Annotated in this window: 19 protein-coding genes; 10 read left to right on the forward strand and 9 right to left on the reverse strand. The window is 69.8% G+C overall.

Annotated elements, in window-relative coordinates:
• Positions 1–75: 75 nt before the first annotated feature.
• Positions 76–1,110 carry an MASE1 domain-containing protein gene (locus tag ABTY04_RS05420; protein WP_502996561.1) on the reverse strand — a complete coding sequence of 345 codons (1,035 nt, stop codon included), beginning with the start codon at positions 1,108–1,110 and terminating at the stop codon, positions 76–78.
• A gap of 3 nt (positions 1,111–1,113) precedes the next feature.
• Positions 1,114–1,944 (reverse strand): PP2C family protein-serine/threonine phosphatase, encoded by an 831-nt coding sequence (locus tag ABTY04_RS05425; protein ID WP_352211990.1) that lies wholly within the window; start codon positions 1,942–1,944, stop codon positions 1,114–1,116.
• 423 nt (positions 1,945–2,367) lie between these two features.
• Here ABTY04_RS05425 and ABTY04_RS05430 point away from each other — a divergent pair, with 423 nt between their 5' ends.
• On the forward strand, positions 2,368–3,345 hold the full coding sequence (locus ABTY04_RS05430; RefSeq protein ID WP_352211991.1) for a GlxA family transcriptional regulator: 978 nt from the start codon (positions 2,368–2,370) through the stop codon (positions 3,343–3,345).
• 102 nt (positions 3,346–3,447) lie between these two features.
• Entirely contained in the window at positions 3,448–4,206 is a 759-nt protein-coding gene (locus tag ABTY04_RS05435; RefSeq protein WP_352211992.1) for an MBL fold metallo-hydrolase, read from the forward strand.
• A 179-nt stretch (positions 4,207–4,385) separates the two neighbouring features.
• On the opposite strand, the gene ABTY04_RS05440 is transcribed toward ABTY04_RS05435, so the two are convergent.
• Positions 4,386–5,210, reverse strand: a complete 825-nt coding sequence (locus tag ABTY04_RS05440; protein WP_352211993.1) for an alpha/beta fold hydrolase — start codon at positions 5,208–5,210, stop codon at positions 4,386–4,388.
• Positions 5,211–5,488: 278 nt separating this feature from the next.
• Here ABTY04_RS05440 and ABTY04_RS05445 point away from each other — a divergent pair, with 278 nt between their 5' ends.
• Genes ABTY04_RS05445 through ABTY04_RS05455 form a run of 3 tightly spaced genes read left to right on the forward strand, consistent with a single transcriptional unit; the run spans position 5,489 to position 11,466 of the window.
• Positions 5,489–8,356, forward strand: coding sequence for a peroxidase family protein (locus ABTY04_RS05445; protein ID WP_352211994.1), 2,868 nt, complete (start codon positions 5,489–5,491; stop codon positions 8,354–8,356).
• A gap of 13 nt (positions 8,357–8,369) precedes the next feature.
• Positions 8,370–9,749 carry a hypothetical protein gene (locus ABTY04_RS05450; protein ID WP_352211995.1) on the forward strand — a complete coding sequence of 460 codons (1,380 nt, stop codon included), beginning with the start codon at positions 8,370–8,372 and terminating at the stop codon, positions 9,747–9,749.
• 10 nt (positions 9,750–9,759) lie between these two features.
• Complete coding sequence (locus tag ABTY04_RS05455; RefSeq protein WP_352211996.1) at positions 9,760–11,466, forward strand: thiamine pyrophosphate-binding protein; 1,707 nt, start codon at positions 9,760–9,762, stop codon at positions 11,464–11,466.
• Between the two features lie 97 nt (positions 11,467–11,563).
• Here the strand turns inward: ABTY04_RS05455 and ABTY04_RS05460 are convergent, their stop codons facing one another.
• The 5 genes from ABTY04_RS05460 to aceA form a co-directional block, all read right to left on the reverse strand.
• Entirely contained in the window at positions 11,564–12,076 is a 513-nt protein-coding gene (locus tag ABTY04_RS05460; protein ID WP_352211997.1) for a GNAT family N-acetyltransferase, read from the reverse strand.
• A 39-nt stretch (positions 12,077–12,115) separates the two neighbouring features.
• Positions 12,116–12,331 carry an aldo/keto reductase gene (locus ABTY04_RS05465; RefSeq protein WP_502996565.1) on the reverse strand — a complete coding sequence of 72 codons (216 nt, stop codon included), beginning with the start codon at positions 12,329–12,331 and terminating at the stop codon, positions 12,116–12,118.
• 349 nt (positions 12,332–12,680) lie between these two features.
• Complete coding sequence (locus ABTY04_RS05470) at positions 12,681–13,550, reverse strand: 3-hydroxybutyryl-CoA dehydrogenase (protein ID WP_352211998.1); 870 nt, start codon at positions 13,548–13,550, stop codon at positions 12,681–12,683.
• The gene (gene aceB, locus ABTY04_RS05475; RefSeq protein WP_352211999.1) at positions 13,547–15,139 is read right to left on the reverse strand and encodes a malate synthase A; all 1,593 of its coding nucleotides are present in this window, start codon (positions 15,137–15,139) and stop codon (positions 13,547–13,549) included. Before aceB ends, ABTY04_RS05470 begins: the two co-directional genes overlap by 4 nt.
• Positions 15,140–15,241: 102 nt before the next feature.
• The gene (gene aceA / locus ABTY04_RS05480) at positions 15,242–16,531 is read right to left on the reverse strand and encodes an isocitrate lyase (RefSeq protein ID WP_352212000.1); all 1,290 of its coding nucleotides are present in this window, start codon (positions 16,529–16,531) and stop codon (positions 15,242–15,244) included.
• A 378-nt stretch (positions 16,532–16,909) separates the two neighbouring features.
• On the opposite strand from aceA, the gene ABTY04_RS05485 reads away from it, so the two are divergent.
• On the forward strand, positions 16,910–18,313 hold the full coding sequence (locus ABTY04_RS05485) for a short-chain fatty acyl-CoA regulator family protein (RefSeq protein WP_352212001.1): 1,404 nt from the start codon (positions 16,910–16,912) through the stop codon (positions 18,311–18,313).
• Positions 18,314–18,400: 87 nt separating this feature from the next.
• Here ABTY04_RS05485 and ABTY04_RS05490 read toward each other — a convergent pair whose 3' ends face one another.
• Positions 18,401–18,769, reverse strand: a complete 369-nt coding sequence (locus ABTY04_RS05490; RefSeq protein WP_352212002.1) for a hypothetical protein — start codon at positions 18,767–18,769, stop codon at positions 18,401–18,403.
• A gap of 475 nt (positions 18,770–19,244) precedes the next feature.
• Between ABTY04_RS05490 and ABTY04_RS05495 the strand changes: the two genes are divergently transcribed.
• The 4 genes from ABTY04_RS05495 (at position 19,245) to ABTY04_RS05510 (ending at position 25,726) form a co-directional block, all read left to right on the forward strand.
• Positions 19,245–19,889: a hypothetical protein gene (locus ABTY04_RS05495; RefSeq protein ID WP_352212003.1), complete on the forward strand. Its 645-nt coding sequence runs from the start codon at positions 19,245–19,247 to the stop codon at positions 19,887–19,889.
• Positions 19,890–19,992: 103 nt separating this feature from the next.
• Positions 19,993–21,738 (forward strand): sulfate permease, encoded by a 1,746-nt coding sequence (gene sulP, locus ABTY04_RS05500; protein ID WP_352212004.1) that lies wholly within the window; start codon positions 19,993–19,995, stop codon positions 21,736–21,738.
• A gap of 218 nt (positions 21,739–21,956) precedes the next feature.
• Entirely contained in the window at positions 21,957–22,955 is a 999-nt protein-coding gene (locus tag ABTY04_RS05505) for a polyphosphate kinase 2 family protein (protein ID WP_352212005.1), read from the forward strand.
• Between the two features lie 47 nt (positions 22,956–23,002).
• A complete protein-coding gene (locus tag ABTY04_RS05510) occupies positions 23,003–25,726 on the forward strand; it encodes a cation-translocating P-type ATPase (protein WP_352212006.1) in 2,724 nt (907 codons plus the stop codon).
• The last annotated feature ends 31 nt before the right edge of the window (positions 25,727–25,757 follow it).

The following is a 25,757-nucleotide window of genomic DNA, read 5'->3' on the forward strand; positions in this document are numbered from 1 at the left end:
CCGAACTCAAGGTCGCCGATCCGCAGGTTGAGCCGCTTGGGCACGGTCAAGCGCCGGAACTACCCCACCGGGGTGTCATGGCGGCGGATAGTTCTCGGGCGGGTACTCGTACGACTCGGGCCGCGGCTCCATCCGGGCCACCAGCTCCGTAAGCCGCTCGCAGACCCGTTTGATCTCCTCATGGGTTCTGTCGCGTTCGGTGATGACGGCCGCGATAAGGAGAGCAGTCAGCGCCGTCGTGCCGTTGAAGGCCTGGAGCGTGACCATGTCGGCAAAGACGTCCGCGCCGGCGAATGGGCCTCTGTCGCCGGCGGCAGCCATAATCGCCAGCGTCGACACCACGAGCGCGCACGGCGCTGCGCCGGGCAGCCGGAAGCGGAATGCCGCCCAGATCAAGAACGGCGAGACGAGGAAGAGCAAGTTCGAATCGGGCGTGCGCGTCACCAAGAGCGTGACGAAAACTGTACCGAGTGCCAGCGCCACCGCCTCGACCCATCGGCCGGGGCCTGCCCGCAACGGCCACCGGGCCTTGCGCAGCACGAGCAGGAAGGGTGTGACGACAAGGATTCCCATCGCGTCACCGGTCCACCACACCGACCATGTCGGCCAAAAGTCACCCGCATCCAGTGCTCCGGAGAGGACCAGTACGCCGCTGCCGATGGTCGAACTGATCAACATCCCGGCGAGCGCGCCGAGGAAGACCAGCGCCAGTACGTCCCGCAGGCGGTCCAGCTCGTTCCTGAACCCGGCTCTGCGCAACATCAGACAGGCGCAGACCGGCGCCAGGGTATTGCCCGCGGTGATGGCCAGTACGGAGATCAACGACGGTCCGAGGAACACATTGGCCAGGAACGCACCCAGTGCGATCCCCGGCCAGACGCGCAGCCCCAGCAGGAGCAGCCCGGCCAGCGCGACGCCGGTCGGCGGCCACAGGGGGGTGACCTGGTCACGCACCAGCTCCTGGAGAAGGCCGACCCGTGCGGCCCCGTAGTAGACGGCGGCGACGGCGAGGATGCGCAGAGCGGTGGACCCGTGACGACCCATCTCTGCGCTGCGCACGACAGCAGTCTGCACCCAGATCCCGCCACCGGCGACCGCAGCGACGCTCATCGGTCAGGCCGGCTCCTGCGGGCCGTCGTAGCGGACGACGAGGACAGCGGCATCGTCGCGGTGTCCCGTCAGGTCGGCCACTTTGACGACGGCGGAGGCCAGCACGTCGGGATCGGCGTCGAACCCCGCGCGCACCAGTTTGACCACCTCGGCCAGACCGGACTCCATCGGGTAGTGCGGGCCTTCCACCACTCCGTCGGTGAACAGCACGAGAACCCCTGCCTCTGTCAGACGCCGGTGGGTCACCGGATACCGCTCACCCGGCACGATGCCGAGCGGCGGCCCGCCGCGGTCTAGTGCTACGCCGTAGCGGCCTCCGGCTGTGGCCCAGACCATCGGGACATGGCCGGCCCTGGAGTCCGTCAGATCGCGACTGACCGGGTCGAAACGAAGGAAACAGCACGTCGCGAAGAGGCCACACCCCATGGCGATCAGCAGATCGTTGGCGCGGCCCAGCACCTCGCGGGTGTCGCTCGTCGCCTGTGCGAGGGCGCGCAGGCTGGTACGCACCTGCCCCATGAAGGCGATGGCCTCCACATCATGGCCCTGCACATCGCCCACCGTGAGCCCCAGTGACCCGTCATGCATGACGAAGGCGTCGTACCAGTCGCCGCCCACGTCCAGACCGCCTCGTGACGGCGCGTACCTGGCGGCCAGATGCAGCCCGGGCAACTTCGGCAGCCCGGGCGGGAGCATATGGCGCTGCAAAGCCATGGCCAGCTCGACCCTGGCCCGCTGGTACTCCATCCGTTCCAGGGCCTGATCGACGAGCTGTCCGAGTGCGACCAGAAGTTCCTGAACACTGTCGGGCGGCTCAGGACGGGGTCCACGCATCACGGCTCCTGGCTCTCCCACAGCCTCCTCACCTCACCCTAGCCGCCGCTGCCGCATGCCTCCACAGGGCTGAAACGGCGGGTCGGAGCCGGCGTCGGTGGTGTCGTGACGACTGATGCCCGAGCGCAAGCCGCACGGATCGGGGCCACCCCTGGACCTTGAGACACTTGGCGTAATCGGCCGGCAACCCTGAGCGAACCCCGTTGCGTTTCAGGCGTCGCCACCGTCGATGCCAACCTCCTTCATGGCCTCCGCGACGGCGGGGCCTCCCGGCTTGCAGGCCGGGACGGCAAGGCGAGGTTGAAGGCGCTCATGCGGTCACTGCTCGATGAGCCCGGTCCTGGAGCCTGACGGCGTACCCGTGTCCGGATCTGACAGAACGTGGTCATTGCGGCCCTCGCGGCGGGGCGAAATGATCGGCACATGCTCCAACCGCACAGGGTCGTCATCGCCGCCTTCCCCGGCGTCGAACTGCTCAACGTCACGGGTCCGGCCGAGGTGTTCTCGGTCGCCACGCGGGTCGCCGGCACCGGCCGGCCCGGCTACACCGTCCGCATCGCCACCGCCGATGGTGAACCGGTGGCCACCTCCAGCGGGATCCGGCTGATGGCCGACCTGACGCTGGACGAGGTGAACGGCAACGTGGACACCCTGCTCGTGTCGGGTGCCGTCCGCGTGGGCGACCACGGGGTGGAGCCGGTGCTCGACAGCGGGATCATCAACTGGCTGCGTGAAGCGGCGCCTGGAACACACCGGATGGGCTCTGTCTGCTCGGGCGCGCACCTGCTGGCAGCGGCGGGCGTACTGGACGGCCTGTCCGCCACGACCCACTGGCAGACGGCCGCGCGGCTGGCCGCCGACCACCCAGGTGTCACCGTCGATCCGGACCCGATCTTCATCCGGGAAGGCCGTCTCTGGACTTGCGCCGGTATCGCCTCGGGGATGGACATGGCGCTGGCCATGGTCACTGAGGACCACGGACCCGAACTCGCCCTGGCCGCCGCCCGCACGATGGTCATGTACGTCAAACGCGCCGGCGGCCAGAGCCAGTTCAGTGTCCCGCTCGCACCTCCGGCTGCCCCCGGCGACCGGATGGACGACCTGCGCATGTGGATCGGTGAGCACCTCGCCGAGGATCTCTCCGCCGAAGCCCTGGCCGCACGGCTGCACCTGAGCGTGCGCCATTTCTCCCGGCTGTTCCACCGGCGCACCGGCACCACCCCGGCCGCGTACGTCGAGTCCGCCCGGCTGGAGGCCGCTCGCGGGCTGCTCCAGGACAGTACCCACGGCCTGCCCGAGATCGCCGCCATCAGCGGCCTGGGCTCCGTGGAGAGCCTGCACCGTTCCTTCCGGCGCCGCCTCGGGACCACCCCCGCCCAATACCGGCGCCGCTTCCGCTGAGCCCAGCCCGTCCCCACCCCCGACCGCCCGCAGACCACCGCGCGGCGGAAGACAGCCATGCCCGCCCGAGCGGCGTCAACCAACACCACCAGGGAGAAAACGGTGTCCCGAACCAAGGTCGTCCCGATCCCGGTCATGGGCCGGCACAACATCAACGCATACCTGCTGCTGGGCCGCCAGCCCGTCATCGTCGACGCGGGGACACCCGGCAGCGGCCGAAGGATCCACGAGCAGGTCGCCGCACACGGTGTGGACCCCACCAACGTGGCGCTGATCATCGTCACGCACGGCCACATCGACCACTTCGGCTCCGCTGCCGAACTGCACCGGCTGACCGGGGCACCGGTAGCGGGACACATTGCCGACCTAGGTCCTTTCCGAACCGGCCGGGTCCGCGAACCCTACCTGCCCACCGGCCCGATGGGCCGCCTCATGGCCAGGAACAAGGACCTGCACGTCCAGGCCGAACCGTTCGAACCCGACGTACTCGTGACCGGCGAGACCGGCCTGGAGGACTTCGGGATCGCTGCGCGCATCATGCCCACCCCCGGACACACCGCCGGATCGGTCTCCGTCCTCACCGACCAAGGAGACCTCGTCGCAGGAGACCTGATCGCGAACTCCTTCTTCGGTCTCGTCCGGGGCCGGCCGGCCAATCCTCCCTTCCACGACGACCCGCTGCTCAACCTCGCCAGCCTGCGGAGGATGCTCGACCTGAACCCCACCAGACTCCACGTCGGGCACGGCACCCCACTGGAGCCCGACCGGGTCCGACGCTGGGCCTCCCGGGAACACGAGCGACTGTCCCGGCTCGAAGCAGCCGGACGAATCCCCGTCCGTATGGAAGACGACACGGCCTGACCGACAGGCACGGCCCGGGCGCCGCCGCCCGTCAGGCTGGATGGCACGGCCTTGCGGAGCGTGCCGGAGAACGCGCGGAGCACGGAGGCTGCGTCCGGTGGTCAGGCGCACCCACGCCCCCACCCGCGCCTGGCAGTGAGCCGGGGCGCCGACCCGGTCACATCGGGGTGCCGCACGGTCTACGAAGACTTGCGGGTCTCATCGGCAAAGGCCACGACCCGGTCTGCGTACGCCGTCGGGTGCGTGACGTGGGGGATGTGCCCGGCCCCTTCGAACGTGTGGACCTTCGACTCGGGCAGGGCCTCCGAAAGCCGGGAGACGATCGACTCGAACCAGGGCGGGCTCTCGGTGCCCTTCGTCAGCAGCGCAGGACCGGTGTAGCCGGACAGACGCTCTACGTCGAGACTCGCCCACTGCGGGTCGGCCTGCTCGTCGAGGAAGGTCGGGGCGTTGGTGAGGAACGTTTCCCGGACTTCGTCCGGAAGCTGGTCCCAGGCGCCGGGACCGAGGGCGACCTCCTCCACGAATTGGCGGGTCCCCGCAAGCGTCTCTCCGTCACGCAGGTGGGCGAGGACGGATCCGATCTTCTCGCCGGTGGCCGCCATCAGCAGTCGCAATTGCGGATCGTCGGCCGCGATGCCCATGAGCGGGGGCTCGTGGGCGATGACGCCCCGGAACAGCTCGGGCCTCCGGGCGGCCAGGCCGAGTGCCGCCGATGCGCCGAAGGAATTCCCCGCGACATAGGCCGGTGCGAACCCCATTGTTTCCATCAGCGCAGCCAGGTCCTCCTCGTCCTCGAACCGCGAGCCCTGCTGCGGCGGACGTTCGCTCTGGCTGTGTCCGCGCCGGTCGTAGACCAGCACGCGGAACCTCAGCGCCAGAGGGTGGAGGACCGGGGCCCAGTGGTTGTGATCGGCCCAGGAGCCGTGGACCAGGACCAGCGGATCGCCGTCCCCTCCGACCTCGTAGAAGAGCCCAACGTCGTTCACTTCGACCCGTGGCATGCAAGCTCCTTGATGAAAGGCGTCAGTCCTCGGTCCATTCAGGCACCTGCCGACTGACAGGTACAACCGTCGGCGGCCCAACATCACGCGTCCGGCCCAGGGGAGAGACTGGGGCGGATCAACCGTGTTTGGGCCTTCGCCCTTCTCCCCTGCCCCCGAGGCCCTGATCACGCGGGGGGCTTCCTTCGCCCGTCTGCCTCGCTCCGCACGACACCGTCCCAGAGGTAGGGCAACGTCGTGCGGAGTGCACGGAAAACCCCCTTCGCGAAGAGGCGCGCATGGACGAGGCCGAGCGGTACGAGCGCTACGTCGGAGGCAGCCCGGAGGCCGAACGGCTGGACTTCGAGCGACTCGCAGGTGACCTCCTTCGAGTACAGCTGAAGGTGAAGAAACGCAGCGGCTCCCCCGCTCTCGAACGGACCTTCCATGCCAAGGCGGTCCTCGGCGTGGAGAACGCCCGTCTGAGGTTCCACGACGACCTCCCCGAGACCCTGCGGACGGGTTTCGCCACGCCCGGAGCCGAGTACCCGGTCACGGTGCGGCTGTCCAACGCGAGTGGTGTCCGTCAGCCCGATTTCGCACCCGATCTACGCGGGGCGGCGCTGCGGGTCGAGGTGGGCCCCGACGAGACCCACGATCTGCTGATGACGAGTTTCCCGGTCTCCCATGCCGGCAACGCACGTGAGTTCGTCGCCTTCGCGCAGGCCATGGCGGGCGCCGACTCGCGGCTCGGCAAAGGGTTCGCCCTGTTCGTCAAGCTGCCCCTGGCGGTCGGCTGGTCCACGGCTGCCCGCATGCGGCGCAACGTCGTCGCGGGAACCAGGCGCACGGTGTCCAGTCTGGCGCTGGAGACGTACTGGAGCCGCGGCGCGATCCTGTGGGGCGACTCCGGACCCGTGCGCTATCTGCTGCGGCCGGCCGCAGACACCTCACCAGCCCCGGCAACCCCGCCCACCGATCCCGATCGCCTCCGGCGTGAGCTTTCACAGCGGCTGCGTCAGACGGATGTCGTCTTCGAGCTCTGCGTGCAGCGCTACGTCGACGCCCGGCGCACCGCCATCGAGGACGGCGCGGCTGAGTGGAGGGAGGAGGACACGCCCGTCCTGCCAGTGGCCACGCTGACCATCCCGCGCCAGGACATCCACACCGCCGAAGCCCGCGCCTGCGCGTCGCGGGTCGACCTGCTGGCATTCAACCCGTGGCACACCACCGAGAGCTTCCGCCCCCTGGGCAACCTCAACCGTGCCCGCAAGCTCGCTTACGAGGCAAGCAGCGCTCACCGCCTGGGGCACCGCTTCCTGACCGTCGAGCCACGGCGCAACACTCTGCTCGGGGCACCACTTCGGGCCGCCTTCCGCACCGTGAACCGCTTCGTCCCATGGCACCGGCTGCCCACCCCCCTCGGCCTGCTCAACCTCATGGCGTTCCGACAGACATTGCGCCGACACAACCTCATCGACACCGAAGCCCATGAGGCTCCGCCCGAGGCCCAGCCGGTGGAGACCCCGCTCGACGAAGAGTTGCTGGTCAGGCGCAGTTACGACGGCACCTACAACGATCTGTCGGCGCCGCGGATGGGCGCTGTCGGCGCGACGTTCGGCCGTACCATGCCCCCTGTCTACCGCCCGGACCAGTTCGACACCCCCAATCCGGTGACCGTCAGCAGGCAACTGCTCCAGCGTGACGTGTTCATCCCCGCGACGTCGCTGAACATCATCGCCGCCGCGTGGATCCAGTTCCAGGTGCACGACTGGGTCAACCACAAGAGGCTTCCCGTCGCCGCCAAGAGCGTCGACGTGCCACTGCCGCCCGGCGACAGCTGGCAGAACACCCCGGGCGGACCGCGGGAGAAGGTGATGCGCTTCGGCGAGGACGAGGCGGTGAATCCAGCCGGCAGCGGGCGGCCGCCGATCCTCTTCGCCAGCGGCGTGTCGCACTGGTGGGACGGTTCGGAGCTCTACGGCAGCAACCGGTCCGTCGCGATGTCGCTTCGTGAACCCGATGGCGGCGCCGGGCTCCGACTGGAGGAGGGGCATCTACCGAACGGCTCGAACGGTATCCCGCTCACCGGATTCACCGACAACTGGTGGCTGGGCCTCAGCGCCATGCACACCCTGTTCGCCCGTGAGCACAACGCGGTGTGCGAAGCCCTGCGGCACGAGTATCCGCGCATGGACGAGGATCGGGTGTACCACACTGCGCGGCTGGTTGTCTCCGCCTTGATCGCGAAGATCCACACGATCGAGTGGACTCCCGCGATCCTCGCCACCAAGACGCTGGACATCGGCATGAAGACCAACTGGCAGGGACCGCCGAAGAACTGGCTCGACCAGCTGGGCGTCTGGCTGCTGGAGGCGAACGGGCAGAAAGGCATCCCCAAGACGCTGCCCGACCACCACGGCGCCCCGTACTCCCTCACGGAGGAGTTCGTCACCGTCTACCGGATGCACCCCCTGATCCCCGACGACTACGAGCTCATCGACCACCGGTTCGGCCGTCGGCTCGACACCCTGGGTTTCACCGACATCCAGGGCGCCGCCGCGGAGCCGCTCATCCGCAAGACCGGTCTGGTGAACACCCTGTACTCGCTGGGAATCGCCCACCCAGGGGCGATCACCCTGCACAACTTCCCCCGCTCCCTGCAAGCGTTCAAGCGGGACGGTGAGGTGATCGATCTCTCCGTGGTCGACCTGGTGCGCACCCGGCGCCGCGGCGTCCCGCGCTACAACGACTTCCGCGCCGGCCTGCACAAGCCGCGGATCCGGCGGTTCGAGGACCTCTCCCCCGATCCGGAGACGGTCGCGCGGCTTCGGGACGTCTACCGCTCGGTGGACGACATCGACACCATGGTGGGGCTCTTCGCCGAGAATCCGCCCACGGGCTTCGGCTTCAGCGACACCGCGTTCCGCGTCTTCATCCTGATGGCCAGCAGACGGCTGCAGAGCGACCGCTTCCTCACGGTCGACTTCCGGCCAGAGCTCTACACGCCCCTCGGCATGGACTGGATCGAACGCAACGGCATGACGAGCGTCATCCTGCGGCACTGCCCCGAGCTGGCGGCCATCCTGCCACGCGCGGCCGGAGCGTTCACGCCCTGGCGCCCGGTCCAGCCCGTCCGGAACAACAGCGGCCCCGGCCGCGGCTGAGCGGGAGAAGGCCATGTCCGCACCCGACCGTGCAGGTGCAGGCCACCCCGGCCTGGAAGCCCTTCTTTCCCGTCCTCTGTGGGAGACGGTCTTCAAGCGGCGCACCCACCGCGTCAGCAGGGGAGCGTCCGTGCCGGCCGGGTCGATGAGCCATCGGTCCGCGCACCGGCCGGAGCCGCTGGGCGAGCTGGAGGAGGCGGTGCTGATCGCCCTCACCGGCTCCTCGGGACTCACCATGCCCGACCGTCCCTTCGAGGACCCGCGCGATCACAAACCCATCATGGCCAAGCCGAACCTGAACATGACGGGGCGAACCGCCGGCAGTCCCGACAACGCGCAGGGCACCCACTTCTTCATGATCAACGACAGTGGGACGTACTACCTGAGGAAGCTGCCTCCTTCGCCAGTCCAGGCCTTCGATCCCGACACGCTGATCGAGCGTGCCCGCCAGTCGAAGGTACGGGTACTGGACCGCCGCCTGGACGTCGCCGAGGGGATGCGCGACTTCCCTGCGTACCTCGACTCGAACCGGTTCCTGTCCAATCTCCCGGGCACCACGCTCTTCCTGCCGGTGGTCGATCTCTCCCATCAGTACATCAACGCGCTGATGTACCTGCTCACCCAGCCCGAGGGAGCCCGGCCCACGCTCGTCGACGACCGCAACTTCTACCGCCCGGCCGGGGTACGGAAGTGGGTGAGGAGCGGCTTCCTCAACTCCGCCATCAAGCTGCCGCTCGGTTCTCTGGGGCCGATGCGCACCCAGGTCGAAGCCGACCTGCTGCTGCAGAACATGATGCTGGTCGCCGACGCCATGGGACTCGGTGCGTGGATCCACGCGACGGTCAGCCCCCAGATCATGTTGGGCGACCCGAAGTTCTCGCGCACGTACGGCCGCATGCTGGGCTTCGACTTCGTCACGCCGAAGTTCCGCCCTGCCGACATCCTGCGCTGGCAGGTGCCGCTGCCGAAGTACGCCGAGCTGCGCGCCCACCCGGTGGGACTGCGGGCCGGCGGTGATCACCTCATCAAGGGCGCCTGCCCGCCCAACTACCCGTCGATGGGCGACGCCGTCGACTCCGTCGTCCGCTCCAAGTTCGGGGAGAACGGCATCTACGCGGACAAGGACGTGTTCACCCGCATTTACAAGGACGACTACGCACAGCGGTACCTCGCTGAGGCCAGTGAGTACGACCGGCAAGTGATCGAATGTGCGCGGGACATCTGCGTGTACATCCACGAGACCCACGGGCGGTTTCCGGCACACACCGACGCCATCCATGTACCCGGCGTCTGGCTGCAGGCACACCACGTCGAATCCGAATACTACGACCGGTTCTTCCGCGACGGCCTGACCGAAGCCCACCGTCGTCACGCTTCGCGCTGGGACGGGTAAAGGAGACCCGATGAGAGTCTACGAGGCCATCGTCAAGGGACTGGAAGGCATCGGGGTACGAGCAGCCTTCGGCGGTGCCGGGGAGAACGCGGCCGGTCTGATGCTGGCGTTGAAGCACTCGCGACAGATCCGGCCGGTCATCACCCGACACGAGCAGGCCGCGTCCTTCATGGCGTGCGGCTATGCCATGTACACCAACCGGCTGGGCTTCTGCTTCGCGACGGCCGGGCCGGGCGCGTTCAATCTGTTCTCGGGGCTGGCCGTGGCCCTGTCCGACTCCTATCCGGTCCTGGCCGTCTCGGGGTACGCAAGCATGGGATGGCGCGGCTGGGGCTCACTCAACGAGACCTCGGGAGTGAACCGCACGCCCGACTCCCAGGCCATGTTCGCGGCCACGACCAAGAAGTCCTTCCTGCTCACCGACATCGCCGACACGTGCGACGTCCTTGAGGAAGCGGTCAACATCGCATTCGAGGGAAGGCCCGGGCCCGTGCACATCCACGTGCCCGAGGACCTGACCCACCGAGGCGTCGAGGTCACCAACTTCCGGCCGCTGAAGCTCGACGTGAAGCCGGTCCTTCCGGACCCGGCGCGGGTGGCGGAGATCGCGGCGGTACTGGCGGACGCCCTGGCACGGGGAAAGCGGATCGTGGCGCTCGTCGGATTCGGCGCGGTGCGGAGCGGGGCGGGAGCGGAGATCAAGCGGCTGATCGAGCGGTTCCAGATCCCCCTGCTCACCACTCTGGACGGCAAGGGCATCGTCTCCGAGGGACACCCGCTCGCGGTCGGTGTCTTCGCCGACAGCGGCCACTCCAGTGCGTGGAAGGCCTTCCGCCAGGCCGACGTCGTGCTGTGCATCGGCAATTCCCTCAATCAGCACGCTACGTTCAACTACCGCGAGGACCTGTTCGAGGACAAGGTGCTCATTCATGTGAACATCTCCGAGGGCGAGTTCCACAAGGCCTACAAGCCCGACCACACCCTCTTGTCCGACGCGCGCCCCGCGGTGTCCGCCCTGGTCGACGCGCTGGAGCGGATGGTCGGCGAGGTACCGGCGGTCGAGGTCGACGGCCGGGACTACGAGGCCCGGAAGATCATCCACCTGACGGGGAAGATCCACCCCGGAGAACTCGCGCAGTCCATCGGGCGCATGCTGCCGCCACAGGGAGTTCTGCTCGCCGACGCGGGCGCCCATCTGGCGTGGCTCGGGTATTACGTGGAGCTCGAAGAGGGGCAGAACTTCCGCAAGGCCGGCTCCTTCGGGCCGATGGCCGGACACGTCAACGGAGCCATCGGCCTGAAGGTCGCCCACCCGGACCGGACCGTTGTCGTGGGCTGCGGCGACGGATGCTACTCGCTGTCCGGTTTCGAGCTGATGACCGCCGTCGAGCACGAGATCCCCGTCATCTGGGTGATCTTCAACGACGGGGAGTTCAAGCTGATCAAACTCTTCCAGATGGTCACGTACGCCGAATCCGGCCTGGTCGAGTTCCAGAACCCGGACTTCGCCGCGTACGCGCGTGCCTGCGGCGCTGACGGCTACCGCGTGGAGACGCTCGATGAGTTCGAGGAGGCGTTCCGCGCGGCCCTGGCCTCAGGCCGGCCCACGCTCATCGACGCCAGGATCACGCGATGGGCCGTACCGCACTACAGCCCGTCACCCGACGGCGTGATCGACGGTCTCGTCGAGAACCTCGAAGCACGCTTCCGGGGCTGACGGCCCGTCGGCCCCCGCCGAGACGCGGTGGGGACGTCCGGAAGGCGCTGCTCGATCTCGGGGCCTCAGACCGCCGGCCCACCCCCGCAAACCACCGCTAGGGGGCGAGCCGGCCGGTCAGTTTCCTTTCCCAGAAAACTTCATCGCGCCATGCACCGTCGGCGTAGAAGTGGTCGTGGGCGATGCCCCAGGAACTGAATCCGTGCTTGCGGAGGATCGCCTGGGACGCGAGGTTCTCCAGTTGGGTGTGTGCCTCCAGCCGATGCAGGTTCAGCTCGTCCTCGGCGATCCGCAGTGCCAGGCCGACGGCGCGGCTCGTGTGCCCGAGTCCCTGATGGACAGAGGAGACCCAGTAGCCGAGGAATCCCTTCTGGAACGGGCCGCGCAGGATCGAGCTGATGGTGACTTGCCCGATGACGGTCTCATCGGAGACCACGACGCCGGGCCACGTGAGCCCCTTGTCATGGGAGGCCAGAAGGGATTCGACGACCGAGGCTTGCCCGTCGGGCGTGTAGAACTCTGCCGGCCTCGCGGGCAGCCAGCGCGCGTACGCCTGCCTGTCCCGGGAGAGCAGGCCGGCGAGTACGGGGCCGTCGGAGGGCTCGATCAAGCGAATCGACGTGGAGCTCACGGCTGTTCTGCTGCCTTGTCAGTCGCAGTAGTCGGACGGGTGCGCGGGAGTCTTGCCGGGGTCGCGCTCGATGATCGGCTCAAGGATACGGTCGATGCGCTCGACGGCCTCGTCATCCAGCTCGATCCCGGAGGCCGAGGCGCTCTGAGCGATCTGCTCGGGCTTGGTCGCGCCGACGATCGCGGACGCGACGTTCGGGTTGCGCAGCACCCACGCGATGGCCAGCTGCGACATGGACAAGCCGAGATCTCGACGGACTCTCGGCGCACGTTCTCCAGAGCGCGACCGAGCACAACTTCCGCTCGAGTTCCGCTGAAGGGTGCCGGCTCACCGAACTCCAGGTCAGCAGCCGCGTGGAACACCTCTCCCACGAGACTGTCCTTGCCGACCCCGCGCTTGTCGTTCTCCGTCAGCCGGGGGCCCGGATCCGTGTCCGACCACGCGCCCCCGCCGAAGTTCCCGATCCCGAGCCAGTAGGCGTGCGCCGCTCCGTGGTAGTCGAGGTGCGCCGCGCCGAAGCCCTGGTCGTCCGGCTCGTCGCGCCGCCGGGCCCCTCAGCCCGGCGGCGCCGCCCGGTCCCTCATCAGCACCGGTCGTACGTGTGGAACCCCCGGCCGGTCTTGCGGCCCAGCAGGCCCGCCTGCACCATGCGCATCAGCAGCGGGGGCGGCGCGCAGAGGGGTTCCTTGAACTCGTCGTAGAGGGATTCCGCGATCGCGGCGACCGTGTCGAGGCCGATCAGGTCGGCCAGCTTGAGCGGTCCCATGGGGTGGGCACAGCCCAGTTCCATGCCCGCGTCGACGTCGGCCGCAGTGGCGAAGCCGGACTCGGCCATCCGAATGGCCGAGAGCAGGTACGGGACGAGAAGGGCGTTGACGACGAAGCCGGCCCTGTCCTGGGAGCGGATCGCCGTCTTGCCCAGGGTGTCGCGGGCGAACGCCTCCACCGTCTCCGCGGTCTCCCGGGTGGTGTGCAGCGAGGAGACCACCTCCACCAGCGGCAGGACGGGGACCGGGTTGAAGAAGTGCAGGCCGATCACCCTGTCGGCCCGGCCGGTGGCCATGCCCAGGCGCATGACGGGCAGGGAAGAGGTATTCGTGGCGAGGATCGCCTCCGGATCGGCGACGACCTTGTCGAGGGCGGTGAAGGTCTCGGTCTTGATCCCGGCGTTCTCGGTCACGGCCTCGATGACGAGCTGCCGGTCGGCCAGGTCGTCGAAGCTGCCGGTGAACACGAGCCGGGTGAGGGCGTCCTCCGCGGAGAGCCGGTCCAGCTTGCCTCGCTGGACGGCGCGTTCGAGGGAGACGGCCACGCGCTCGCGGGCCGCGCGGGCGGCAGTGGCGTCGGTTTCGCAGACGACGGTGTCCAGTCCGGCGCGGGCGCAGACCTCGGCGATGCCGGCGCCCATCCGGCCGCCGCCGACCACCCCGACCCTCCTGATGGCGGTGCTCACGACCGCACCTCCTGGCGGCGGACGAGGTGGCGGCTGTAGGCGTCGGGGGTGAAGAAGGCCGGCAGGTCGCGGCCCAGGGCCGTCCGTTCCAGGACGGCCCTGGCCTGCGAGACCAGGGCGCCGGGCTGCTGCGCGGCGAACGCCGCGCATTCCTCGTCGAGGACGGCGATCAGCTCCTCGCGACCGACGGTCCGGTGGCGCAGCCACTGCCACAGCTGGACGCGGGCGATCTCGGCGGTCGCGGCGTCCTCCATCAGCCCGTACAGGGCCACGACCCCGTGGCCGCGCAGCCAGGCGTCGAAGTAGCGGAGGGCGACGGCGACGTTGGCACGCACCCCTTGCGCCGTGGGCGGCGCGCCGATGCGGCGGACCGCGAGGAGGTCGGCGGCGGTGACGGCGACGTCGTCGCGCATGCGGTCGAGCTGGTGGGGCCGGTCCCCCAGGACGCCGTCGAAGGCCTCGCGGCAGACGGGGACCAGGCCGGGGTGGGCGACCCGCGAGCCGTCGAAGCCGTTCTCGGCCTCCCGCTCCTTGTCGAAACGGACCCTGGCCAGCGCCGCCTCGTTCGCCGCCGGGTCCCCGCTCGGGACGTGGGCGGCCATGCCGCCGACGGCGTGGGCGCCGCGCTTGTGGCACGTACGGACCAGCAGTTCGGTCCAGGCCCGCATGAAGGGCACCGTCATCGTGACCTCGGTGCGGTCGGGCAGTTGGAAGTCGGTGCGGTGCCCGAAGGTCTTGATCAGGCTGAACAGGTGGTCCCAGCGGCCGGCGGTGAGGCCGGCGGAGTGTTCGCGCAGCTCGTGGAGGATCTCCTCCATCTCGAACGCGGCAGTGATCGTCTCGATGAGCACGGTGGCCCGGATCGTGCCGCGGGGAATGCCGAGAAGGTCCTGGGCGAGCAGGAAGACGTCGTTCCACAGCCGGGCCTCGAAGCGGTTCTCCAGCTTGGGCAGGTAGAAGTACGGCCCGTGCCCGGCGCCGATCTGCCGCTGCGCGCAGTGGAAGAAGTACAGCCCGAAGTCGACCAGCGAGGCGGACACTGCGCGCCCCCCGGTCTGGAGGTGCTCCTCGACGAGGTGCCAGCCGCGGGGCCGGACCATGATGGTCGCGGGCTGCGCCGCGAGGCGGTACTCCTTGCCCCCGGCTGTGGTGGAGTCGATGCGGCCCCGGCAGGCATCGAGCAGGTTCAGCTGACCGCCGATGACGTTGTCCCAGGTGGGTGCGGTGGCGTCCGCGAAGTCCGCCATCCACACCTGCGCGCCGGAACCCAGCGCGTTGACGGCCGTCCGCCTGTCCGGCGGGCCGGTGATCTCCACTCGGCGGTCAGTCAGGCCGGGTGCCGGCGGGGCCACCCGCCAGTCGGGGTCCGCGCGGACGGAAGACGTGGCGAGGGGGAAATCCAGGGGTGAGCCGGCGGCGAGCCGGTCCGCCAGACGGCGTCGCTCCTTGAGGACCTCCAGGCGCCGGGGCTCGAAGACCGCGTCGAGCCGGGCGAGGAACTCCAGGGCGTCGGGGGTGAGGATCTCGTCGTGGCGGTCCCCGGGGTACGCGAGGACGCGGAGGGAGCGGGTCGGGGCGCTGGCGGTCATCGGCTTTCTCCTGGGCTGGGAAGGGAGCGGGGGCGGGCGGGGACGGGTCGCCCGGCCACCCGTTCGGCCGGCCGGCGTACCGGGTGGACGCCGGAGGGCGGTTCAGTGGAACTGCTCCTCCTCCGTGGAGCCGGTCAGCGCGGTGGTGGAGGAGGCCGGGTTGACGGCGGTGGAGACCAGGTCGAAGTAGCCGGTACCGACCTCGCGCTGGTGCCTGACGGCGGTGAACCCGTGCTGCCGGTCGGCGAATTCCCGCTCCTGGAGGTCCACGTACGCGGTCATGCCGTGCTCGGCGTAGCCGCGGGCGAGGTCGAACATGCCGTGGTTGAGGGAGTGGAAGCCGGCGAGGGTGATGAACTGGAACTTGTAGCCCATGGCGCCGAGTTCGCGCTGGAACTTGGCGATCTGGTCGTCGTCCAGGGCGGCCTTCCAGTTGAACGACGGGGAGCAGTTGTACGCCAGCATCTGATCCGGGTACTGCGCGTGGACGGCCTCGGCGAACTCGCGGGCCTGGGCGAGGTCAGGGGTGCCCGTCTCTACCCAGATGAGGTCGGCGTACGGGGCGTAGGCCAGGCCGCGGGCGATGACGGGCGCCATGCCGCTGCGCACCCGGTAGAAGCCTTCGGCGGTGCGCTCTCCCGTCGTGAACTGCGCGTCGCGCTCGTCGACGTCGCTGGTGAGAAGGTTCGCGGCCAGGGCGTCCGTACGGGCGATGATCAGGGTCGGCACGTCGGCGATGTCGGCGGCCAGCCGGGCTGCGTTGAGGGTGCGGACGTGCTGGGAGGTGGGGACGAGGACCTTGCCGCCGAGGTGGCCGCACTTCTTCTCGGAGGCCAGCTGGTCCTCGTAGTGGATGCCGGCCGCACCTGCCGCGACCATCGCCTTGGTCAGCTCGAAGGCGTTGAGCGGGCCGCCGAAGCCGGCCTCGGCGTCGGCGACGATCGGGGCCAGCCAGTCGGTGGTGTCCGCGCCGCCCTCGGAGGTGGCGATCTGGTCGGCCCGCAGCAGCGCGTTGTTGATCCGGCGCACCACCTGGGGCACGGAGTTGACGGGGTAGAGGCTCTGGTCGGGGTACGTGTGCCCGGCCTGGTTGGCGTCGGCGGCCACCTGCCAGCCCGAGAGGTAGATCGCCTGGAGGCCGGCCCGGACCTGCTGGACGGCCTGGCCGCCGGTCAGGGCGCCCAGGGCGTGGACGTAGTCGAGCTCGTGCAGTTGGCGCCACAGTCGCTCTGCGCCGCGCCGGGCGAGGGTGTGCTCCTCGCGGACACTGCCGGACAGCCTCACCACGTCCTCGGCGCTGTGGGTGCGCTCCACACCCTCCCACCGCGGATCCGTCGCCCACTGCTCCTCCAGCCGCTGCGCCGCCGCCGTGGTCGTGTTCGCCTCTGCCATGACCGTCACCGTCTCCATGAGTCGCTTGATCTGCCAAGACTCATGTCCGTCACGACGAGCCTTGGCACTGTGTGCCTTAAACGAGGGTTGCGGCTGCCGGCCCCGCCCGGCTGCGGAGCTGAGCAACCATGCAGGTCAACCGAGAGTGGTTGCCGGGATCTCCCATGTCAGGGCGCGAATTGGCCCGGACTGGCCATCTCGGCCGCCGGGGTCCGGCGGGCCGCACGACAGACTCTGACAGCGGCACGCAGTGCCATCAACGGGGGACACATGCCAATTTCTGCGAATCTTCCGCCGCACTTTTGCCAAGATTGCAAAGGTCGGCAGGAGCAGAATCCTGCGTACTCTGGGACCCGGCCGAAGGGTGGGGGAACGCGGGTGGGCAAGACGTACGCCGGAGCGCGGCTGCGGCGGCTTCGCGAGGAACGCCGCCTGAGCCAGACTGACCTGGCCCGGGTGTTGGCCATCTCACCCAGCTACCTGAACCAGATGGAGCACGACTCGCGCCCGCTCACCGTCCCGGTGCTGCTGCGGCTGACCGAGGCCTTCGGCGTCGACCCCGGCTTCTTCTCCGAGCGGGACACCACCCGGCTCGTCGCCGACCTGCGCGAGGTGCTGGCCGGCGAGGTCGCGGAGGCCCGGGTCTCCCCCTCCGACCTGGCCGAACTCGCCACCCGGATGCCCGCCGTCGCCTCCGTACTGCTCGACCTCGGCCGGCGCGGCCAGCTCCTCGCCGAACGGCTCGCCGAGACGGCGGACGGACGGGGTGGCGGATCCGGCGCACCGCGCTCGCCGCACGAGGAGATCCGCGAGTTCTTCTACCGCCGCCAGAACTACCTCCACGACATCGACATCGCCGCCGAGAGCCTCGCCCAGGAGGTCGGCATCCGCCCCGGTGAGGTCGTACGCGTCCTTGAGGAACGCCTCTCCGAGCGGCACGGGATCCGCCTGGCCGGCGGCAGCGACCGGTTGCACCACTTCGACGAGCGGGCACGGGTCCTGCACCTGTCCGGCCGGCTCAGGCCCGGCCAGCAGGCGTTCCGGATGGCCACCCAGCTGGCCCTGCTGGAGTACGGGGAGGAGCTGGACCGGCTGGCCGCCGAGGACTTCCCGCCGGGCTCCCCGGCACACGGCCTCGCCCGGATCGGCATCGCGAACCACTTCGCCGCCGGACTGATCCTGCCGTACAGGGTCTTCCACACGGCCGCCGAGGAGTTCCGCTACGACATCGAGCGGCTCACCGACCACTTCGGGGTCGGCTACGAGACGGTCTGCCACCGCCTGAGCACCTTGCAGCGGCCCAGGCTGCGCGGGGTGCCGTTCTCCTTCGTCCGGGTCGACCGCGCCGGGAACATGTCCAAGCGGCAGTCCGCCACCGGATTCCACTTCTCCCGGGCCGGCGGCACCTGCCCGCTGTGGAACGTGTACGAGGCCTTCGCCTCCCCCGGCCGCATCCACGTCCAGGTGGCCGCCATGCCCGACGGGCAGCGGTACCTGTGGACGGCCCGGGCCGTCACCCGCCACCGCGGCGGCTGGGGCGAGCCGGGCAAGACCTTCGCCATCGGTCTCGGCTGCGAGCTCCGCCATGCCCCGCGCCTCGTCTACTCCGACGGCCTCGACCTCGGCAACGCCTCCGCCGCCACGCCCATCGGCATGGGATGCCGGCTCTGCGAACGCCTGGACTGCCCCCAGCGAGCGGTTCCGCCGCTCGGCCGAGCCTTGGCGGTCGACGAGAACAGCAGCACCTTCGTGCCCTACCCGGTCGCACCCGAACACGGCTGAGCGGCCCCTCGGTCCGCACGCGAAGGGGCGCCTGACGGGGCCTGCCCGTCAGACGCCCCTTCCGGCGGAATCCGTGCCGCCCGTGGCTCAGTAGACGCGCTTGAGCTGCCATGCGTTGTTGTTGAAGCTCGGGTTCGACGAGTACACGCAGCTGCTGCTGTAGTACGAGCTGGTCTGCACCCAGCCGTCGGGCTGGTAGGTGGAGGCACAGGCCTGCACCACGGTGCCGACGGGCAGTCCGGTGAGCTGCTTGATCTGCTTGATGTTCGGGCTGAAGCTCTGCGTGCCGCAGCTGTTGCTGTAGCCCCAGCTGACGTCGACGTAGCCGGCGGGAGTGACCACGCTCGCGCAGGAGGTTCTGACGTCACCGGGGGCGGCCTGGGCGGGCGCTGCGGTCAGGGCGAACATCGCCGCGGCACCGGCCAGGGCCATTGCGGTGGTACGAAGTCGAGTCATGGTGGTGGCTCCTTTTGGTCACGGACGGCCGGTCAGGCCGAGAAACCATTACTACGCGTTCATGATCACCTTCGAACAGCGACTTTTCGGACGTGCCGGTGCCGCGATCGCGTGGCCGAACTCACTGCCGTCGGGGGGCAGGTGGTCGTTCGCGACCGCCAGGGCGTGATCTCGCCTGGCCCGTCCCTGCCGCGCCCCCCTGGACCTGCACATCGGCCCCGGTGCCACCGCGGCCAGGGCCCGGCGGCTGCGGGACGAGCTGTACCTCCAACTCCTCACCCGGCGGCCCCTCCTGGGAACGCTGGCACGCACGTCCGGCGCGGTCGGCGGGAATCTCCTGGCCAACATCTGGCTCACGCTGATCCAGGTCCTGGTCGTCGGACTGCCCCGCCGGGTCTACGGTCTGTGGCTGAGCAGGCGCCGCTGCCTGCGCTGGGTGGGCTCCCGCTGCCCCAGCGGCGGGAACTTCCTGCGGATGGCCCTGGCCATCACCCAGGGCGGAAGCGCCCGGAACAACGAGGCCCTGGTCCAGCGCATGCTGCTCATGGCCCTGCTCAACGACCTGTCCGGCGCGGCGTCGCCGTCCCGGTTCTGGGTCCTTCGCGCCCGCCGCCGGCCCTTCGTCCTGCTCCTGCCGGAGGTCGGCCAGGAGGGGGCGCCGATCCGCCGGCTCCTCGACACCTACGCGGACATCTCCCGCACCGAGCCGGCCGCGCCGCTCATGGTGCTGGGGGCCGTGGCCGGCGAGGCGCCGTCGTACGCGCAACCCGTCGCCGCGGATCCCCGCAGCCTGACCGGTCTGGCCGACCGTGTCCGCGCGCTGTACACCCGACGCTCCGCGTCCGCGGTGTATCTCGTCCCCCTAACCGACGGACGTGTACGCACGGCTCTCGAATCCGGGCGTCCAGGACTTCTCGGGTGCCTCCGGCCTCATCTCGCTGGACATCCGCCACAAGTACCCGCCGAACGCCGCCGTTTACGTCCTGGAGTCGCAGGTGGACAAGAGCGTGACGACGTGGCTGGCGTGCGGCGCGCTGCCCGGCTGGCCGCCGCACCTGAACAACCCCACGACGTGGGGCCGGCCGGGCAGGACACGCCCCCTGCCCGTAGGCAACCGTGACTTCACCCGTCCGCCCGGGAGCGGTTCCCCGGTCCGGATCGGCCCGCCCGTCAGAATCACGTCGTCGAGGCGGGTCCGCCAGCACGGTCCGGGAGGAGATCCGATGACCCAGCCGGCCGGTACGGCCGCCGAGGGTGCCCGCCGCGTCGCGCGGCTCCTCCCGGGCCTGGCGGTGCTCCGGTCGTACCGACGCGGCTGGCTGCGTACGGACCTCGTGGCCGGAGTCACGGTCGCCGCGTACCTGGTGCCGCAGGTCATGGCGAACGCGACGGTTGCAGGCCTGGATCCGGTGGCCGGGCTGTGGGCCATCCTGCCCGCGCTCGTGGTCTACGCCTTCCTCGGCTCGTCCCGGCTGCTTTCGGTCGGACCCGAGTCGACGACCGCCCTGATGACGGCCAGCGTGGTGGGACCGCTGGCGGCCGGGAACCCCGAGCGCTACGCCGTGCTCGCGGCGGCGCTCGCGGTCATGGTCGGGTTCATGTTCGTGATCGCCTGGATCGCCCGGCTGGGATTCGTCGCGGACCTGCTCTCGCTGCCCATCCTGATCGGCTACCTCGCCGGGGTTGCGCTGATCATGATGGTGGACCAGCTGACGAAGCTCACCGGCGTCGAGACCGAGGGTTCCCGCTTCTTCCCGCAGCTGTTCTCCTTCCTGCGGAACATCTCCCAGGCCCATCCCGCGACGGTGGTCTTCAGCGTCGTGACGCTGCTCTTCCTGTTCCTCGCACCCTTGTTCCTGCCGCGCGTCGTCCCGGTCCCCCTGCTGACGCTCGCCCTGGGTACGGCGGTCGTCGCCGCGTTCGGCCTGGAGGCGCACGGCATCCCGGTGATCGGGGAGATCCCGACCGGGCTCCCGCCCTTCTCCTTCCCGTCCCTGAGCGAGTTCCAGCAGCTGGTGTGGCCCGCCATCGGCGTGCTTCTGGTGGGCTACACCGACGTGATCCTCACGGCGCGCGCCTTCGAGTCCCGCGGCAGCGGCGAGCGGCTGGACGCCAACCAGGAGCTTCTGGCGCTGGGCGTGGTGAACTTCGGTTCCGGTGTCCTGCAGGGATTCCCGGTCAGCAGCAGCGCCAGCCGCACCACCCTGGCCAAGTCCGCGGGCGCCCACTCGCAGGTGTACGGGCTCGTGGCGGACGCGGTCGTCGTGTGCGTGCTGCTGTTCCTCGGCCCGGTGCTCTCCCACACGCCGTCGGCAGTGCTGGGCTGCCTGGTCGTCTACGCCGCGGTCCGGATGATCGACATCGCCGGCTTCCGCCGGCTGGCCGCGTTCCGCCGCCGGGAACTGCTGCTCGGACTCGGATGCCTGGTCGGCGTACTCCTCCTGGACATCCTCTACGGCGTGCTGGTGGCCGTGGCGTTGTCGGTGGCCGAGCTGCTGACCCGGGTGGCGCGGCCGCACGACGCGGTGCTCGGCCTGGTACCCGGGGTGGCGGGCATGCACGACATCGACGACTATCCCGAGGCCCGGACGGTCCCGGGACTGCTGGTCTACCGGTACGACTCGCCGCTCTTCTTCGCCAACGCGGAGGACTTCCGGCGCCGGGCGCTGGCCGCCGTGGCCGAGCAGCCGGTTCCCGTGCGCTGGTTCGTGCTCAACGCCGAGGCGAACGTCGAGGTGGACATCACCGCCCTGGACTCGCTGGAGGCCCTGCGGGACGAGCTGACGGAGCGCGGCATCGTCTTCGCCGCCGCCCGTGTCAAACAGGACCTGCGCGACGAGTGGGATGCGTACGGGCTCACCGAGTCCATCGGCGAGGACCGGATCTTCCCCACGCTGCCGATGACCGTGGCGGCGTACCGGTCCTGGAGCGGCGGGACGGCGGACCGGACGGGCGACGCGGACACGTGACGGCCGGTGGCCGCTGCAGTGCTCTCGTTCCCCCGATCGGCGTACGCGCCCCCAAGCCCGGGTTGCGGCACCGGGTGGGGCGGCACAGGCTCGGATCCAGGCTCCGTGCGGCCTGACCCGACGACGCGGCGAGGGGACGGAGCGGCCGGGAGCCACCCGGCACCCGGCGCTCTCGGCATCGGCCGCGCCCCGCAACGGGAACGAGGGATGGTCCTGTCATGGCAGACCGGCGAGCCAAACGCATCGCGAAGTTCATCAAGCCGCTGCGCGTGAAGCCCGGGTCGCGTGTGGACTTGAGCGAGCTCGACCCCCGGCACACGGCGGGGATCAAGAAGCGCGAGGGCGTGGAACTGCTGGAGGCCGGCGTGTCGCTGCTGGCCGAGTACCAGGCCCGGCTGGCCGCCCAGGACAGCCACGGGGTGCTGCTGTGCCTGCAGGCGCTCGATGCCGGAGGCAAGGACGGCACCATCCGCCACGTCATGAGCGGCGTCAATCCCCAGGGCGTCCGTGTCAGCAGCTTCAAGGTGCCGTCCACCGAGGAACTCGGCCACGACTACCTGTGGCGCTACGCACGCAGGCTGCCCTCGCGCGGAGAGATCGCGATCTTCAATCGGTCGCAGTACGAGGAGGTCCTCGTGGTGCGCGTGCACCCGGAGGTCCTCGACCGGCAGCGGCTGCCGGACTCCACCTTCGGCTCCCGTTTCTGGGACCGGCGCTACCGGGAGATCAACGACTGGGAGCGCTACCTCACCGACAACGGGTTCAAGGTGGTGAAGGTCTTCCTGAACCTCTCCAAGGAGGAACAGCGCACCCGTTTCCTGAAACGCATCGACCTGCCTGAGAAGAACTGGAAGTTCTCCGCGGCCGATGTCCGGGAGCGCCACCACTGGGACGAGTACCAGGAGGCGTTCTCCGAGATGCTCTCGGCCACCAGCACGCACTGGGCGCCGTGGTACGTCGTCCCGGCGGACCGGAAGTGGTACGCACGCATCTGCGCCGCGGCGGTGCTCGCCCACACGCTGATCAAGATCGACCCCCAGTACCCGGTGGTCGGCGAGGAAGCCCGCCGGGACCTGCTGGTCGCCCGGCGGGAGCTGGAGGCGGAGGCTCCCGAAGGAGCGCCGGCCGACCCGTACGAGGCCCGGCACGGCCGCGCCGGCGGGAAGAAGCAGCGCTCCGCGGGCGCGCACCGCGCGAAGGGCGGCAAGGGCGCATAGGCCGCCGGCAGAGCCGCGCGGACATCCAGATCGGAGACAGCGAGAAGATGACGGCCGAACCCGACCCCTCCGCAGCCCAGCCGCCCGAGCGGACGGACTGGTACGCACGCGATCCGCAGGAGGTGGCACGCGCCCTCGGCGTGGATCCCGACATCGGGCTCCCGGCCGCGCGGGCGGCCGAGCTGCTGGCGGAGCGCGGCCCGAACGCCCTGCCGGAGGAGGAGGCGAGGCCCGCGCTGCTGCGCTTCGTGGACCAGTACCGCAGCTACATGCAGATCATCCTGGTGGCGGCGGCCGTGGTCTCGCTGGCGATCGCGCAGTGGAGCACCGCGATCCTGCTGGTCCTGCTGACCTTGCTGAACGCGGTCGTCGGCCTGCGCCAGGAAGGCAAGGCCGAGAGCGCGATGAACGCGCTGAAGTCGATGATGAAGGCCACCGCACGGGTACGCCGGGACGGCTCCGAGTCTCAGATCCCGGCCGAGGAGCTCGTCCCCGGTGACGTCGTGCTCATCGCCGCCGGTGACCAGGTGCCGGCCGACGGGCGGATCGTCGCCGCGAGCGCGCTGCAGATCGACGAGTCCAGCCTCACGGGCGAGAGCACGCCCGCCGCGAAGCAGTCCGCCCCGCTGCCCGCCGCGCGGCTCGGGCCCGGCGACCAGACCAACATGGCCTTCATGAACACCCCGGTCACCCACGGCAGCGGGGTTCTGGTCATCACCGGCACCGGCGCGGACACCGAACTCGGCAAGATCTCCGGGATGCTGTCGGCCACCGCCAAGGAGGAGTCGCCGCTCACCCGTGAGCTGAACAACCTCACCCTGTGGATCGCCGGTGCGGCCGGCCTGACGATGATCGTGATGTTCGCGCTGGGCCGGACCCGCGGCCAGGCCTGGGACACGCTGTTCATCAGCGCGGTCTCGCTCGCCATCGCGGCGATCCCGGAGGCGCTGCCGACCGTGACGCAGGTGATCCTCTCCGTGGGAAGCCTCAACCTGGCGAAGCGCAACGCGATCGTGAAGGAGCTGCCCTCGGTCGAGACCCTGGGCTTCACCTCCGCGATCAACTCCGACAAGACCGGCACTCTGACGATGAACCAGATGACCGCGGTGGAGGTCATCACCCCGACGGACCGCTACACGGTCTCGGGCACGGGGTACCGCCTCGAAGGCCGGATCCACCACGCGGCGGGCTCGTCCGCCGGGATCGAGGACGCGGTCCTGCCCTACCTGGTCGCCAGTGACGCCACGCTCGTGGACGGCACGGTGGTGGGCGACCCCACCGAGGGGGCGCTGCTCGTACTCGGCCACAAGGCCGGACTGGACATCGACGGCACGCGGGAACGGCTGCCGCGGCTGGCCACGCTGCCGTTCGACCCGGACTACAAGTTCATGGCCACCTTCAACGCCGCGAAGGACGACTCGGGGCGGGCGGTCGTGCGCTGCTTCGTCAAGGGAGCCGCGCCCGCGGTGATGGCCCGTGCCTCCAGTGCGCTCTCGGCGGGGGAATCGGTGCCGTGGGAGGGCGAGCTGAGCCGGCGCGCCCAGGAGCAGACCGAGCGGATGGGCGGCGAGGGCCACCGGGTGATGGCGGCTGCGACCCGGGACCTGGACCCTGCGGAGTTCGACCCGGACGGCGACCTGCTGGCGCTGGTCACCGGTCTGCGGATGACCAGTCTGGTGGGCATGGTCGACCCGCCGCGGGCCGAGTCCAAGGCCGCCGTGGCGAGCGCCCACGACGCCCGCATCCGGGTGCGCATGGTCACCGGGGACGACGTCACCACCGGTGCCGCCATCGCCCGTCAGCTGGGGATCCCCGGCGAAGCCGTCCTCGGTGCCGACTTCGCCGCGCTGCCGGAGGACGAGCAGCTCGCGCGGATCGACGGCATCGGAGTGGTCGGGCGGGTGGCGCCGGAGCACAAGGTCCTGCTCGCCGCCACGCTGAAGAAGAAGGGTGACGTCGTCGCCATGACCGGTGACGGCGTCAACGACGCACCGGCGATCAAGGCAGCCGACATCGGCATCGCGATGGGCAGCGGCACGGACGTGGCGAAGAACGCCAGCCGGATGATCCTCTCCGACGACAACTTCGCCACGATCGTGTTCGCCGTGGAGGAGGGGCGCAAGCTCTACGACAACCTCACGAAGTACATCCGCTTCGTACTGCTGCTCCTGGTCACGTTCGTGCTGACCTTTCTAGGCGCCACGATCTTCAACATCGCCGCCGGTGAGCCGTTCCCGCCGCCGCAGGTGCTGTGGATCCACTTCGTGGTCAACGCCCCGTTCGGCTTCGCGCTCGGCTTCGACCAGGCGAGCCCGGGGCTGATGCGGCGCAAGCCGCGCCCCCGGGGCGAGTCGGTCCTGACCCGCCCGCTGCTGGTCACGGTGTGCCTCTCGGGCCTGCTCCTCACCGTGATGCTGCTCGGTCTGATCGGACTCGGCGACATCCGCTTCGGCAGTGTGCACATCGGCAGTTCGATGGCGTTCACCGCCTTCTCGCTCTGCCTGATCGTGGCGGCGTTCGAATGCCGCAGCGAGACGGAGTCGGTGCTGACGACGACCACGTTCGACAGCAAGACGATGAACGTGGCCGCGCTGTCCGAGTTCTTCCTGGCCGTGCTGGTGACCCAGATGGACGCGTTCCGCCGCATCCTGGGCACGGCGGAGATCAACCTCCGCGAGTTCGGGTGGGCGCTGCTGGCCGCCGTGGTGTTCCTGCTGCTCTGGGAGCTGGGGAAGCTGGCGGCGCGCAGAACGCGGGCGGCCACGGGCTGAGCCAGGGGAATTGACGAGTGCGAGCGGGCGT

The organism is Streptomyces sp. NPDC097981 (assembly GCF_040302565.1).
Lineage (GTDB): Bacteria > Actinomycetota > Actinomycetes > Streptomycetales > Streptomycetaceae > Streptomyces.

Excerpts from the sequence above, each read along its gene's own strand:
- ABTY04_RS05420 (WP_502996561.1), bottom strand. The coding sequence starts at position 1,110 with ATGAGCGTCGCTGCGGTCGCCGGTGGCGGGATCTGGGTGCAGACTGCT.
- ABTY04_RS05425 (WP_352211990.1), bottom strand. The coding sequence starts at position 1,944 with ATGCGTGGACCCCGTCCTGAGCCGCCCGACAGTGTTCAGGAACTTCTG.
- ABTY04_RS05430 (WP_352211991.1), top strand. The coding sequence starts at position 2,368 with ATGCTCCAACCGCACAGGGTCGTCATCGCCGCCTTCCCCGGCGTCGAA.
- ABTY04_RS05440 (WP_352211993.1), bottom strand. The coding sequence starts at position 5,210 with ATGCCACGGGTCGAAGTGAACGACGTTGGGCTCTTCTACGAGGTCGGA.
- ABTY04_RS05445 (WP_352211994.1), top strand. The coding sequence starts at position 5,489 with ATGGACGAGGCCGAGCGGTACGAGCGCTACGTCGGAGGCAGCCCGGAG.
- ABTY04_RS05450 (WP_352211995.1), top strand. The coding sequence starts at position 8,370 with ATGTCCGCACCCGACCGTGCAGGTGCAGGCCACCCCGGCCTGGAAGCC.
- ABTY04_RS05455 (WP_352211996.1), top strand. The coding sequence starts at position 9,760 with ATGAGAGTCTACGAGGCCATCGTCAAGGGACTGGAAGGCATCGGGGTA.
- ABTY04_RS05465 (WP_502996565.1), bottom strand. The coding sequence starts at position 12,331 with ATGTCGCAGCTGGCCATCGCGTGGGTGCTGCGCAACCCGAACGTCGCG.
- aceB (WP_352211999.1), bottom strand. The coding sequence starts at position 15,139 with ATGACCGCCAGCGCCCCGACCCGCTCCCTCCGCGTCCTCGCGTACCCC.
- aceA (WP_352212000.1), bottom strand. The coding sequence starts at position 16,531 with ATGGCAGAGGCGAACACGACCACGGCGGCGGCGCAGCGGCTGGAGGAG.
- ABTY04_RS05490 (WP_352212002.1), bottom strand. The coding sequence starts at position 18,769 with ATGACTCGACTTCGTACCACCGCAATGGCCCTGGCCGGTGCCGCGGCG.
- ABTY04_RS05495 (WP_352212003.1), top strand. The coding sequence starts at position 19,245 with ATGGCCCTGGCCATCACCCAGGGCGGAAGCGCCCGGAACAACGAGGCC.
- sulP (WP_352212004.1), top strand. The coding sequence starts at position 19,993 with ATGACCCAGCCGGCCGGTACGGCCGCCGAGGGTGCCCGCCGCGTCGCG.
- ABTY04_RS05505 (WP_352212005.1), top strand. The coding sequence starts at position 21,957 with ATGGCAGACCGGCGAGCCAAACGCATCGCGAAGTTCATCAAGCCGCTG.
- ABTY04_RS05510 (WP_352212006.1), top strand. The coding sequence starts at position 23,003 with ATGACGGCCGAACCCGACCCCTCCGCAGCCCAGCCGCCCGAGCGGACG.